The 13,089-nt window shown below is 70.8% G+C and carries 10 protein-coding genes and 2 pseudogenes; 8 read left to right on the top strand and 4 right to left on the bottom strand.

Annotated features, from left to right (window positions below; translation table 11 throughout):
- From AWZ10_RS55510 to AWZ10_RS27450, 6 genes and pseudogenes are all read left to right on the top strand, one after another.
- Window positions 1-175, top strand: a pseudogene (locus AWZ10_RS55510) (hypothetical protein); the annotation flags it as partial.
- The gene (gene treS, locus AWZ10_RS27470) at window positions 172-1,908 is read left to right on the top strand and encodes a maltose alpha-D-glucosyltransferase (protein ID WP_060892307.1); all 1,737 of its coding nucleotides are present in this window, start codon (window positions 172-174) and stop codon (window positions 1,906-1,908) included. The pseudogene AWZ10_RS55510 and the gene treS, both read left to right, overlap by 4 nt.
- A gap of 29 nt (window positions 1,909-1,937) precedes the next feature.
- The gene (locus AWZ10_RS27465; RefSeq protein WP_046709574.1) at window positions 1,938-3,326 is read left to right on the top strand and encodes a maltokinase N-terminal cap-like domain-containing protein; all 1,389 of its coding nucleotides are present in this window, start codon (window positions 1,938-1,940) and stop codon (window positions 3,324-3,326) included.
- A gap of 4 nt (window positions 3,327-3,330) precedes the next feature.
- Window positions 3,331-5,568 (top strand): 1,4-alpha-glucan branching enzyme, encoded by a 2,238-nt coding sequence (glgB, locus tag AWZ10_RS27460; protein WP_060892306.1) that lies wholly within the window; start codon window positions 3,331-3,333, stop codon window positions 5,566-5,568.
- 370 nt (window positions 5,569-5,938) lie between these two features.
- Window positions 5,939-6,292 carry a VOC family protein gene (locus AWZ10_RS27455; protein WP_046707811.1) on the top strand — a complete coding sequence of 118 codons (354 nt, stop codon included), beginning with the start codon at window positions 5,939-5,941 and terminating at the stop codon, window positions 6,290-6,292.
- Window positions 6,293-6,364: 72 nt separating this feature from the next.
- Window positions 6,365-6,766, top strand: a complete 402-nt coding sequence (locus AWZ10_RS27450; RefSeq protein WP_046707812.1) for a MarR family winged helix-turn-helix transcriptional regulator — start codon at window positions 6,365-6,367, stop codon at window positions 6,764-6,766.
- A 231-nt stretch (window positions 6,767-6,997) separates the two neighbouring features.
- Here the strand turns inward: AWZ10_RS27450 and AWZ10_RS27445 are convergent, their stop codons facing one another.
- Together AWZ10_RS27445 and AWZ10_RS27440 are read right to left on the bottom strand one after the other, a co-directional pair.
- Entirely contained in the window at window positions 6,998-7,420 is a 423-nt protein-coding gene (locus AWZ10_RS27445; protein WP_060892305.1) for an SseB family protein, read from the bottom strand.
- Window positions 7,421-7,633: 213 nt separating this feature from the next.
- Window positions 7,634-7,905, bottom strand: a pseudogene (locus AWZ10_RS27440) (hypothetical protein); the annotation flags it as partial.
- A 483-nt stretch (window positions 7,906-8,388) separates the two neighbouring features.
- Here AWZ10_RS27440 and AWZ10_RS27435 point away from each other — a divergent pair.
- Window positions 8,389-9,678, top strand: coding sequence for an alpha-L-fucosidase (locus AWZ10_RS27435; protein WP_060892304.1), 1,290 nt, complete (start codon window positions 8,389-8,391; stop codon window positions 9,676-9,678).
- On the opposite strand, the gene AWZ10_RS27430 is transcribed toward AWZ10_RS27435, so the two are convergent.
- Window positions 9,654-10,226: a cysteine hydrolase family protein gene (locus tag AWZ10_RS27430; protein WP_046707816.1), complete on the bottom strand. Its 573-nt coding sequence runs from the start codon at window positions 10,224-10,226 to the stop codon at window positions 9,654-9,656. The genes AWZ10_RS27435 and AWZ10_RS27430 overlap by 25 nt on opposite strands.
- Window positions 10,223-11,689 carry a purine-cytosine permease family protein gene (locus AWZ10_RS27425; RefSeq protein WP_046707817.1) on the bottom strand — a complete coding sequence of 489 codons (1,467 nt, stop codon included), beginning with the start codon at window positions 11,687-11,689 and terminating at the stop codon, window positions 10,223-10,225. Before AWZ10_RS27425 ends, AWZ10_RS27430 begins: the two co-directional genes overlap by 4 nt.
- Window positions 11,690-11,945: 256 nt before the next feature.
- Here AWZ10_RS27425 and AWZ10_RS27420 point away from each other — a divergent pair.
- On the top strand, window positions 11,946-13,089 hold a 1,144-nt coding region (locus AWZ10_RS27420; protein ID WP_341846103.1), incomplete at its 3' end, for an AAA family ATPase.

Genomic DNA, 13,089 nt, shown 5'->3' with positions numbered 1-13,089 from the left:
CCCGGACGAGAACGTGCCGGTGCGCGACGAGTTGACGGGGGAGACCTACCGCTGGGGAAGGACGAACTACGTGCGCCTGGAACCCGGGCGGGCGCCCGCGCACGTCCTCCACGTCCAACTCCGTGCCGAGAGCACGTCCTCCTCGTCGCAGATCGGAGGGTCAGGCACGCCATGACCACGAACAAACCCATCCCGGACACCTTCGAGGACACTCCGCAGAGGGACCGGGATCCGGACTGGTTCAAACGCGCCGTCTTCTACGAGGTCCTCGTCCGCTCCTTCCAGGACAGCAACGGCGACGGCATCGGCGACCTCAAGGGCCTCACCGCCAAACTCGACTACCTGCAGTGGCTGGGCATCGACTGCATCTGGCTCCCGCCCTTCTTCAAATCGCCCCTGCGCGACGGCGGCTACGACGTCTCCGACTACACCGCCGTCCTCCCCGAGTTCGGCGACCTCGCCGACTTCGTCGAGTTCGTCGACGCCGCCCACCAACGCGGCATGCGCGTCATCATCGACTTCGTCATGAACCACACCAGCGACCAGCACCCGTGGTTCCAGGAGTCCAGGAACGACCCCGACGGCCCCTACGGCGACTACTACGTCTGGGCCGACGACGACAAACAGTTCCAGGACGCCCGCATCATCTTCGTCGACACCGAAGCCTCCAACTGGACCTTCGACCCCGTCCGCAAGCAGTACTACTGGCACCGCTTCTTCTCCCACCAACCGGACCTCAACTACGAGAACCCGGCGGTACAGGAGGAGATCATCTCGGCGCTGCGGTTCTGGCTGGACCTGGGCATCGACGGCTTCCGCCTGGACGCGGTGCCCTACCTGTACCAGCAGGAGGGCACCAACTGCGAAAACCTTCCCGCAACCCACCACTTCCTCAAGCGGGTGCGGAAGGAGATCGACGCGCACTATCCCGACACCGTGCTGCTGGCCGAGGCGAACCAGTGGCCGGAGGACGTCGTCGACTACTTCGGCGACTTCCCCAGCGGCGGCGACGAATGCCACATGGCATTCCACTTCCCGGTGATGCCGAGGATCTTCATGGCGGTCCGCAGGGAATCCCGCTACCCCGTCTCGGAAATCCTCGCCAAGACCCCGGCCATCCCCTCCAGCTGCCAATGGGGCATCTTCCTGCGCAACCACGACGAGCTGACCCTCGAAATGGTCACCGACGAAGAACGCGACTACATGTACGCGGAGTACGCCAAGGACCCGCGCATGCGCGCCAACATCGGCATCCGCCGCCGGCTCGCCCCGCTCCTGGACAACGACCGCAACCAGATCGAACTCTTCACCGCCCTGCTGCTGTCCCTGCCCGGCTCGCCGATCCTCTACTACGGCGACGAGATCGGCATGGGCGACAACATCTGGCTCGGCGACCGCGACGCCGTACGCACCCCCATGCAGTGGACACCCGACCGCAACGCCGGCTTCTCCTCCTGCGACCCCGGCAGGCTGTCACTGCCGACGATCATGGACCCCGTCTACGGCTACCAGGTCACCAACGTCGAGGCGTCCATGTCGTCGCCGTCGTCACTGCTGCACTGGACCCGCCGCATGATCGAGATCCGCAAACAGAACCCGGCGTTCGGCCTCGGCACCTACACCGAACTGCCGTCGTCCAACCCGGCCGTGCTGGCGTATCTCCGGGAGGCGCCCTCGATCGAGGAGGACGGGGACGACCTGGTGCTGTGCGTCAACAACTTCTCCCGTTTCGCACAGCCCACCGAACTCGATCTGCGCGCCTACGAAGGACGCCACCCCGTCGAACTCATCGGCGGTGTCCGTTTCCCCGCCATCGGTGAACTGCCCTATCTCCTCACCCTCGCGGGCCACGGCTTCTACTGGTTCCGGCTCTCCCGAGTCCTCTCCCGCGCCGCCCGAGGGCGTTGAGGCGCGGGCCGGCGAAAGGACGCGTCACCATGTCGAAGACCGCAACCGCACTGCTCCGGCCGAGCAGCGCCGGGGTCGCCGCCGACCTCATGACCTCGCTCGCCGGTCTGCTGCGCAAGTGGCTGCCGCGCCAGCGCTGGTTCGCCGGCAAGGACCGCCCCGTCACGGACCTGGCCCTGCTGTCGATGACCGAGCTGTATCCGGGCTGTCTGCACCTGCTCGTGCACACCGGCCAGCAGAGCCACACCGGCCACGGCGGGGTACCCGCGCCCGGCGGCACTCCCCTGTCCGGTGACTGCTATCAACTGCTGCTCGGTGTGCGCGAGCATCCGGTGCCGCGCCTCGGCCGGGCGCTGATCGGGCAGGCGCACGAGGGGCCGCTGGCGGGTCTGACCGTGTACGACGCGCTCTACGACACTCGCTCGGCCCAGTTGCTGCTCGAACGACTGCGCCACCCCGGTACGGCCGGCCCGCTGTGCTTCGAGGCGGACCCGGACGTACGGGTACCGGCCGGGCTGGCTCCTCGACTGCTGGACGCCGAGCAGTCCAACTCCTCGCTGGTGTACGGGGACGCGTTCATCCTGAAGGTCTTCCGGCGCATCCAGCCGGGGGTGAACCCCGATCTGGAGGTGCCGGGGGCGCTCGCCGGGCAGGGGTGCGGCCGGGTGCCGGCGCCGGTGGCCTGGTTCCGGACGACCGATCCCTTCGCGGCGACGCTCGGCGTGCTGCAGCCGTTCCTGCCCGACGCGTCCGACGGCTGGACGCTGGCGCTCGACGCGCTCGCCGCCGGCCACGACTTCACGGCGCAGGCGCGCGAGCTGGGCCGGGCCACGGCGGAGGTGCACATGGCGCTGGCCTCGGCCTTCCCCTCCGGGACCCATGACGAGAACGGGCGGACGGCGGCCGCGATGACCGAGCGGCTGGACGCCGCCGCGCGCTGTGTACCGGCGCTGCGGCCGTTCGTCCCCGGTCTGCGCACCGCCTTCCGCGCCCTGCTCTCCTGCGACGTCGGGCCGCCCGCCCAGCGCGTCCACGGCGATCTGCACCTGGGGCAGGTGCTGCGGGCGGGCCGGGAGTGGTTCGTCATCGACTTCGAGGGCGAGCCGTCCCGTCCGCTGGCCGAACGGTGCGGCACCCAGTCACCGGTGCGGGACATCGCCGGGATGCTGCGCTCCTTCGACTACGCCGCCCGGCAGCGCCGCCCCTGGCGCCCGGAGTGGGCACGCCGCTGCCGGGAGGCGTACTGCGCGGGTTATGCCGCCCACGCCGACTGGGACCCGCGCGAGAAGCACGGGCTGCTGCGCGCCTACGAGACGGACCGGGCCGTGTACGAGGTCCTCTACGAGGCCCGGCACCGCCCCGACTGGCTTCCCGTACCCATGGCGGCGATCGAGCGTCTCGCCGTGAGAGGAGACTGAGACCGTGGCCCTGCGCGACACCACTCCCCCCGAGGCGGCGGGTCCGCCCCCGCGCAGAGCACGGCTGACCGTGGCCGCCCCACCGCTCGACCCGGGCGACCGTGCGCGACTGCTCTCCGGCGCCCACCACGACCCGCACGCCCTGCTCGGCGCCCACCCGGTACCGGGTGGGATCGCCGTACGGGCGCTGCGTCCGTACGCCCACGCCGTGAGCGTCGTGATCGACGGCGAGCGTACGTATCTCGCCTCGGAGGGAGACGGCCTCTTCTCCGTCCTGCTGCCGCTCGACACCGTCCCGGAGTACACGCTGCTCGTCTCCTACGAGGACACGGCCCAGGACGTCCACGACCCGTACCGCTTCCTGCCCTCACTCGGCGAGCTGGATCTGCATCTGATCCGGGAGGGGCGGCACGAGCAGCTGTGGAAGGCGCTCGGCGCCGAGCCGATGACCCACCAGGGCGTTGCCGGCACCCGGTTCACCGTATGGGCGCCGAACGCCCGGGGGGTGCGTGTCGTCGGGGACTTCGCCTGCTGGAACGGGACGGCGTTCCCGATGAGGTCCCTCGGTTCGTCCGGGGTCTGGGAGCTGTTCCTGCCGGGGGTGGGCGAGGGCGCCCACTACAAGTTCGAGATCACCTCGCGCCACGGCCACCGTCTCCTCAAGGCCGACCCGATGGCCCGCCAGGCGGAGGTGCCCCCCGCGACCGCGTCGATCGTGACGGTCTCGCGCTACGAGTGGGGCGACGCGGAGTGGATGGCCGGGCGCGGGGACATCCCGGTGCACGAGGCCCCGTTCTCCGTCTACGAGATCCATCTTCCCTCCTGGCGACCGGGACTGACGTATCGTCAACTGGCCGATGTACTGCCGGAGTACGTCTGTGACCTCGGCTTCACCCATGTCGAGCTGATGCCGGTCGCCCAGCACCCGTTCAGCGGGTCCTGGGGCTACCAGGTCACCGGCTTCTACGCGCCCACCGCACGGCTCGGCACCCCCGACGACTTCAAGTACCTGGTCGACGCGCTGCACCGGGCGGGTATCGGCGTGATCGTGGATTGGGTGCCCGCCCATTTCCCCAAGGACGACTGGGCCCTCGGCCGCTTCGACGGGGAGCCCCTCTACGAACCCGGGGACAGCCGGCGGGCCGAGCATCCGGACTGGGGGACGTACGAGTTCGACTTCGGCCGCACCGAGGTGCGCAACTTCCTGGTGGCGAACGCCGTCTACTGGTGCGAGGAGTTCCATGTCGACGGGCTGCGGGTGGACGCGGTCGCGTCGATGCTCTACCTCGACTACTCGCGTGACTCCGGCCAGTGGTCCCCCAATGTGTTCGGCGGGCGGGAGGACCTGGACGCGGTCGCCTTCCTGCAGGAGATGAACGCGACGGTGTACCGGCGCGCGCCGGGCGTGGTGACCATCGCGGAGGAGTCCACGGCCTGGGACGGCGTGACCCGCCCGACCGACAGCGGCGGCCTGGGCTTCGGGCTGAAGTGGAACATGGGGTGGATGCACGACTCGCTGGGTTACATCCAGCACGAGCCGGTGCACCGCAAGTACCACCACGACGAGATGTCGTTCTCGATGGTGTACGCGTACAGCGAGAACTACGTGCTGCCCATCTCCCACGACGAGGTCGTGCACGGGAAGCAGGCGCTGGTGTCGAAGATGCCAGGTGACTGGTGGCAGCGGCGGGCCAACCACCGCGCGTACCTCGGCTTCATGTGGGCGCACCCGGGCAAGCAACTCCTTTTCATGGGGCAGGAGTTCGCGCAGGGGGCGGAGTGGTCGGAGCCGGACGGACCCGACTGGTGGCTGCTCGATCCCGCGTACGGTGCCGAGGCCGACCACCGGGGTGTGCGCGACCTCGTCCGTGACCTCAACAACGTCTATCGCCGTACGCCCGCCCTCTGGCAGCGGGACACCGATCCGGGCGGTTTCCAGTGGGTGAGCGCCGATGCGGCGGAGGACGACGTGTTCGCGTTTCTGCGGCTCGACGCGGAGGGTGTGCCTCTGTTGGCGGTGTCCAACTTCAGCCCTGTGGTTCGGGAGGAGTATCGGCTGGGGGTGGCCGATGACGTACCGGCGTGGAGAGAGGTGCTGAACACCGATGCCGTGGTCTATGGGGGGAGCGGTGTTACCGACCCGCGGCCCGTCGAACGCGAGCCACATGCCTGGCACGGGCGAGCGGGCAGCATCCGGGTGACCCTGCCGCCGCTGGCGACGGTCTGGCTCCGCCCGGCGTAGCCCGCCTCGCCCCCGCCGCCGCTACCCGTTCCCATCCCCAGGGGCGCTGCCCCTTCGACCCCGAGGGGGTGCGTTGTCGGGTGCGGGTGGGTGGGGCTTCTCGCGCGGTTCCCCGCGCCCCTAGAAGCGAAAAGCACGGGGCCAGCCCCTGCTTTTCAGGGGCGCGGGGAACCGCGCGAGCAACCACGACGGACCCGCGGGTGGGGGTCGAAGGGCCACAGCCCCTGGGATGGGACGGGTAGGCGCGGCGGGGGCGAGAAGAGGGCCGGCCGGCGCAACCCGTCAGGATCGGAGAAGCCACCCGGCCCTCCCCCGTCCTAGCGTTGACGACAGATCCCAACGACCGGAAACAACCACCGAGGAGTACACCATGACCGCCGGACTCAAGACCATCATCTACCCCGTCAAGGACCTGGCCGCCGCGAAGGCCCTGTTCAGCGCCCTGTTGGAAGTCGAGCCGTACGCGGACTCGGCGTACTACGTCGGGTTCAAGGACGCGGGGCAGGACGTGGGCCTGGACCCGAACGGGCACGCGAAGGGGATGACCGGCCCCGTGCCGTACTGGCACGTCACCGACATCCGGTCGACGCTCGCGGGGCTGCTCGGGGCCGGCGCCCAGACGCTGGAGGACGTCCACGACGTGGGCGGCGGCCGCCTCATCGCCTCGGTGAAGGACACGGACGGGAACCTGGTCGGGCTCCTGCAGGACACGGCGGCCGAGTAGCGCGAGGGCGGTGGTTGCGTCTGCACTAGTTGCACAGGCAACGATCGTCTCGCTCTCTGTTACCGTGCACATATGGCAGCGAACACGACCGGTGTCCGGCTCGAGGACCAGTGGCGGGACATCCTGTCCGTGCACGCCCGCACGATGTGCGAGATCGACCGCGTACTGCATCCGCACGGGCTCGGCGCCAGCGACTTCGAGGTGCTCGACATCCTCGCGTCGGGGATGGCCGCGGCCACGGCGGCCGGCGACCTGTGCCGCGTGCAGAACATCGCGGAGAAGGTCCACCTCAGCCAGAGCGCGCTGTCCCGGCTGATCGGCCGGCTGGAGAAGGACGGCCTGGTGGAACGGTCCGTCTGCGCGGAGGACCGGCGCGGGGTCTGGGTCACGCTGACGACCAAGGGGCGCGACCTGCACACGGAGGTCCTGCCGTTGCAGCGGGACGCCCTGGCCCGCATGTTGCAGCAGGGCTGACCTCACGGCGTCGAGAACGCGGGCGAGCAGGTCCTTTCAGCTCCCTCGCACCCGGCCTCGTAGGGCCTCGACCGTGACCGCGGGGCGGAACGCCGACCGGGGAGCACGGGGTGTTCGACCCGCACGGGATCCTCAACCCGGGGACGGGGTTGTGAAGCCGTGAGGGCCGTTCCCTCGGCTGTTGTCGGTGCGTGTCCGTGGTTGTCCTGGGTGTCCTGGGTGTCCTGCGGGTCAGATGCCGTGTCGTCCCAGGAGGGTGCCCACGTCGTGGGCGTCGAGGGTGAGGCCGTGCGGGGATCCGGCGTCGATGGTGAGGGAGAGGTCGGCGTCGGCCGGCCACTGTGAGGCCAGAGCGCCGAGGGGTACCAGGCGGTAGCGCGACACGTAGGGCAGGAGTTCGGCCATCGCGGGTTCCGAGGTGAAGACCGGCACGATCTGTTCGCCGCCCGGCTGCTCCAGGACGGGCAGCGCCACGGCCGTCGGGTCGCTCACGGCCGCCTCGTCGGCGTCGTCCGGCACGGGAATCAGCACGTCGCTTTCGGCGAGCGTGTTCAGCGCGGCCGTGTCGTGGGTGTCGAAGGCGAGGGCGGTCAGTGCGCGCTGGGCCGGCGAGGCGGCCTGGGGTGCGTGGTGGCCGTTGGAGGATATGTCCATGGAAGATCCCAGGTAGTGATGGAAAGGCCGCCCGGAACGGCGTCCGTTCCGGGCGCGTCGCCCCTCGCGTACCCGACAGGGGCGCGGGCATTCCTCTACGTCACTTCAGGTACAGCCGGTCGCCTCAGGTAGAGCCGGTCACTCAGGTACGGGCCGTCACTTCAGGTACGGGCCGTCACTTCAGGTACGGGCCGTCACTTCAGGTACGGGCCGTCACTTCAGGTACGGGCCGTCACCACCGATCTTGCCGGGGCCGTTGAGACGTACACCCGCAGGTTGCCCTTGCCGGGTGCGCCGACGCTCAGGGTGCCGGTGGAGACGGTTTTCACGTCACCGGTGACGGCGTCGCGGTGGGTGCCGTTCGAGATGCCCGTGTAGGTGGCGCCGCCGGTGACGGTGACCAGGGCGAAGCTGTCGGTCGAGCCGCCGGTGTAGCGGCGTTTGAAGGCCATCTGGCCGCTGATGCCCTCGGTGGAGTACTGGCCCGTGGGGCTCGGCCACTGGCAGTTGTAGAGCGCGTACCCCTCCGCACTCTTCCCGCCCGTGGGATTGCCCCGGTTGACGCAGGTGTTGCCGGTGGGCTCGGCCGTGGACACCTCGGCGGCGGTCCGCTCCATCGGGAGGGAGCCTGCCTCCGGGGCCGCCGCGAGCGCCGCGAGCAGGCCGGTCGCGGCGAGGAACGCCTCGAACGGGCGCCGTGACCGGTCAGGGGGCGTACGCCTCAGGAGCCTTCTCCCATGTGGGCCGGGGTGTGGGGAGTCGATCCGCCGGGCGGTACGCGCGGCGATCTGCAAGCAGAACCGGCAACTCCCTGAAAGCCCTTGCAGCGCGAAGGCTACAGGGACATGACATCCGCGTAGGGGGATCGCGCGGCGCACTCGTCACCGAAGCACTTCGGGGTGAAAACGAACCAGTACTGGTGACCCGCGCCCACGCGCCCGTCGAGGCCCGCCGCCTAGCGTGGCCGCATGACCATGCAACCCTGGTTTCCCGCCGCCAAACTGGGCATCTTCATCCACTACGGCATCTACGCCGTGGACGGGGTCCCGGAGTCCTGGTCCTTCTACTGGGGCGAGGTGACGCACGAGCAGTACATGAAACAGCTCGACGGCTTCACCGCGTCCGCGTACGAACCCGCGGCCTGGGCCGAGCTGTTCGCCCGGGTGGGCGCGAAGTACGCGGTGCTCACCGCACGCCACCACGACGGCGTCGCCCTGTGGGACACCGCCCAGGGTGACCTGGGAGTCGTCCGGCGCACCCCGGCGGGCCGGGACCTGATCACCGGATACGTCGACGCGCTGCGCGAGCGGGGCCTCAAGGTCGGCCTCTACTACTCGCACTCCGACTGGAACCACCCGGACTACGCGAGCGTCCGCCACCCCGAGATCGACCAGTGGTCGAACACGCACCCGGGCGGCAACGACGCCAACCCCTACTCGCATGCCGCGCACGGCGAGGAGGACCCGGTGGCCTGGGACCGCTACCTCGCCTACCGTGACGGTCAGGTGCGCGAGCTGGTCGAGCGGTTCCGCCCCGATCTGCTGTGGTTCGACGGCGAGTGGGAGCGCACCGAACAGCAGTGGCGGATCCGGGAGTTGGCCGAGCTCATCCGCGCGGAGAACCCGGACACCATTCTGAACGCCCGCATGCTCAGCCACGGCGACTACGCCACCCCCGAGCAGGGGGTGCCGCTCGAAGCACCCGACGGGCCCTGGGAGTTGTGCCTGACCATCAACGACTCATGGGGTTTCCAGCACCAGGACGACAACCACAAGTCGGTGCGGCAGCTGGTGCGCTACTTCGCCGAGACGATCGGCATGGGCGGCAATCTGCTGCTGGACGTCGGACCGAGGGCGGACGGGACGATCCCCGCCGAGCAGGTCGAGCGGCTGGAGGGACTCGGCGCATGGATCGCCCGGCACTCCGACGCCGTGTACGGGACGGTCGCCGGGCTGCCCGCCGGGCACCACTACGGCCCCAGTACCCTCTCCGCCGACCGGCGCACCCTGTATCTGATGTGCTTCGACGTGCCGCGCGAGTCCGTGGCGGTACGAGGGCTGCGCAACCCCGTCAGAAAGGTCACCGTCCTCGGCACGGGCACCGAGCTGGGCCACCGGGTGATCGGTGGCCTGGACGCCGTGCCCGGCGTGGCCTGGATCGACGCCCCCGAGGAGGCCGACCTCGACGCGTACGCGACCGTGCTCGCGGTGGAGTTGGACGGGGAGCTGGACCTCTACCGGGGTTCGGGCCGCGACTGAGCGAGGACCTCGTCGACGGTCACGACCCGGACCAGCGGCCGGTACAGGTCCAGCACGTACAGGGCCTTGGCGTGCGACTCGTCGTCCGCTCCCGCGCAGGCGTCGGCGGCCACCAGTACCTCGACGCCCGCGTCGGCCGCCGCGAGGGCGGTGGACAGCACACAGCAGTCGGTGCTGACCCCGGCCAGGACCAGCCGCCCGCCCGTTCCCAGGCGGGCGGACAGCTCCGGGCCCCACTTGCCGAAGGTCGGGGCATCGACCATGTCCCGTGCCTCGTCGGAAAGTTCGTCGACCAGTTGCCACAGGCGCGCGTCGGGTGGCTGCAGCGCGAAGGGCGCCTGGGCGTAGTACGCCCGCCAGGCCCCCTCCGGCCGCTCCGGCGCGACGAAGCGGGTGAACACGGACCGTCCGGCGAACGCCGGCAGCAGACGCCGTACGCCTGCCGCGGCCTCCTCGAAGCGGGCGGCCGCCCAGGGGCTCGTGGGCTCGGCGAACACGCGCTGCATGTCGATGACGGCGAGCAGGTCGGGCGGGCCGGACGCGCTCATGGGCGACCCTCCTGCGCCCGTACCCGCCCCCGCGACAGGAGCAGCGTGCCGAGGAAGCCGGCCGCCAGAGCCACCAGGACGCCCAGGTTTGCGTAGGCCCAGTCACCGTTCCTGCCGCCGAGGCCGAAGGGGCCGAGAAGATAGCCCTGCCAGTCGAGCCAGCCCGCGGCGGAGTTGGTGACCAGGCCCCAGCCGAGGGCGGTGGCGGCGACGGTGAGGAGAAGGGGGAGCGGCGGGAGGTCGCCGTAGCGGCCGTCCGGGCGGAACAGGTCTGCCTCGGCGTAGTCGCGGCGGCGCAGCAGGAGGTCGGCGAGCATGACGCCGCACCAGGCGGCGATGGGGACGCCGAGGGTGGTGAGGAAGCCGATGAACGGGCCGAGGAAGTCGTCGGCGACGAAGACGATGTAGACGGCGCCCGCGATCATCAGCACACCGTCCACGAGTGCGGCCAGCGGGCGCGGCACGCGCAGGCCGGCCGCGAGCAGGGCGAGGCCGGAGGAGTAGATGTCGAGGACGGCGCCGCCGACCAGGCCGAGCACGGCGACGGCGGCGAACGGCACCAGGAACCAGGTCGGCAGGAGCGTGGTCAGCGCGCCGATCGGGTCGAGGGCGATGGCCTCGCCGAGGTCGGCCGAGGAGCCCGCGAGGAGCAGTCCGAAGGCCAGCAGGAGCAGCGGGGCGAGGGAGGCGCCGAAGGTGGTCCAGGCGACGACGCCCCGGCCGGAGGAGCCGCGCGGCAGATAACGGGAGTAGTCGGCGGCCGCGTTGACCCAGCCGAGGCCGAAGCCCGTCATCAGGAAGACGAGGGCGCCGATGAACTCCTGGGTGGATCCGGCCGGTACGGCACTGACGGCGGACCAGTGGACGTGGTCGGCGACCAGAGCGACGTAGACGACCGTCAGCACGCCGGTGACCACGGTGATGACGGTCTGGAATCTCATGATCAGGTCGAAGCCCATCACGCCGACGACCACGACCAGTGCGGCGACCAGGACGAGCGCCATCACCTTGGTCCCGGTGCCGCCGCCCGTGCCGAGCCGGCCGAAGACCGTGGCGGTGGCCATGGTGGCGAGCGCGCACAGCACGGTCTCCCAGCCGACCGTGAGCAGCCAGGAGACGACCGCGGGCAGCCGGTTGCCGCGCACCCCGTACGCGGCGCGGCTGAGCACCATCGTCGGGGCCGAGCCACGTTTGCCGGCGACCGCGACGAAGCCGCAGAGCAGGAACGAGAAGACGATGCCGATGACCCCGGCGGCCAGCGCCTGCCGGAAGGAGATGCCGAAGCCGAGCGCGAACGCGCCGTAACTCATGCCGAGAACGGAGACGTTGGCGCCGAACCAGGGCCAGAAGAGGGTGCGGGGGGTGCCTTTGCGGTCGGCGTCGCCGATCACGTCCAGGCCGTGGGTCTCCACCTGGAGCGGTCGGACGGCGGCGGGGCCGTCGGAGGCGTCGGAGTCCGTCATCGTCGACCTGCCTGTCTGATCGCGGACCTGTCCGTCCGATCATGCTGATCGCGTCGAGGGGAACCTAGGTGCGCCGGTCAGGGGCGTCAAGGTGGCACCCGGACGAGCGCGGTGAGCGGACCGCCGACATGTCGGGACTACGTACAATCTTCGAGAATCGGCCGGAGGTTCGCGATCAGGAACCTGCGGATCGGCCCGGGACGGCCCGGGGCCGGCTTCGGGGGGAATCGCATTGCCGTGGGACGTGGCTCCGCTGGTGAGCCGGGAGACCGAGTTGGCGCGGCTCGCCGAGGTGCTCGACGGGCTGACGGGAACCGGCCGAGGGCCGACGGAGTCCGGCCAAGGGCCGACGGTCGTCGATGTCACCGGCGCGGCCGGGATCGGCAAGAGCAGACTGGTGTCGGAGTTCTGCGCGCGGGCGCGGGACCGGGGCATGACGGTGCTGCGCGGCCGGGCGACCGAGTACGAGCAGCATCTGCCCTACCAGCCCCTCGCCGACGCCCTCGCGGACCTCGACATCGAGACCGGGATCCCGTCCCCGTTCGCCGACGTCCACACCGTGGACCGTTTCGCGCTGCAACGCGCGGCGGCCGCCTTCCTGGCCCGGATCGCACGGACGGGCGACGGCCTCGTGGTGGCCCTGGACGACGTGCACTGGGCGGACCCGGCGTCCCTGGAACTGCTCGACCATCTCGTACGGCATCCGCCGCGGCGCGCCCCCGTGGTGATCGTGGTGGCGCGCCGCGAGCGGCAGACCTCACCCCGGCTCGTCGCCTCACTGACCCGGGGCGTGGAGACCGGGACGGTGCTGCGTCTCGAACTCGGGCCCCTGGACCGGAGCGCCTGTCTCGCGGCGCTCGCCCCCGACCGGCCGGCCGGTCTCGCCGCCGAGCTGTACACGGCCAGCGAGGGCAACCCCCTGTACTTCCTTGCCCTGCTCCAGGCGGGCAGGGCGGCGGGCCTCAGCTCACTGCTCCTGGACGAGCTGACGCCGCTCACCGACGGCCAGCGCCGGACGGTCCAGGCCGTGGCCGTGCTCGGCGACCACGCGGCACCCTCCCTGGTGGCAGCCGTCACCGGCCGCCTCGAAAGCGAACTCGACCCGGACTTGCGGGAGTTGACCGCCCGTGATCTCGCGCGGCCGGGGCCCGACGGCCGCTGGGCACTGCGGCATCCGGTGCTGCGGGCCCTCGTCCACGACACCACCGACCCCATGCTGCGCACCCGCATGCACCATCTCGCCGCAGCCGAACTGGCCCGGGTCGGAGCGCCGGTCACCGAGCGGGCGCACCACGTCGAGCGGTCACTGACCGGCTGGGACCCGCACGCCGTGACCGTCCTGACCGACGCCGCCCGGCAGGCCGCCGCGACGGCGCCCGCGAGCAGCGCCCACTGGCTGG

Source organism: Streptomyces europaeiscabiei, from assembly GCF_001550375.1.
Classification (GTDB): domain Bacteria; phylum Actinomycetota; class Actinomycetes; order Streptomycetales; family Streptomycetaceae; genus Streptomyces; species Streptomyces europaeiscabiei.
This window is presented reverse-complemented; position numbering and strand designations above follow the sequence as displayed.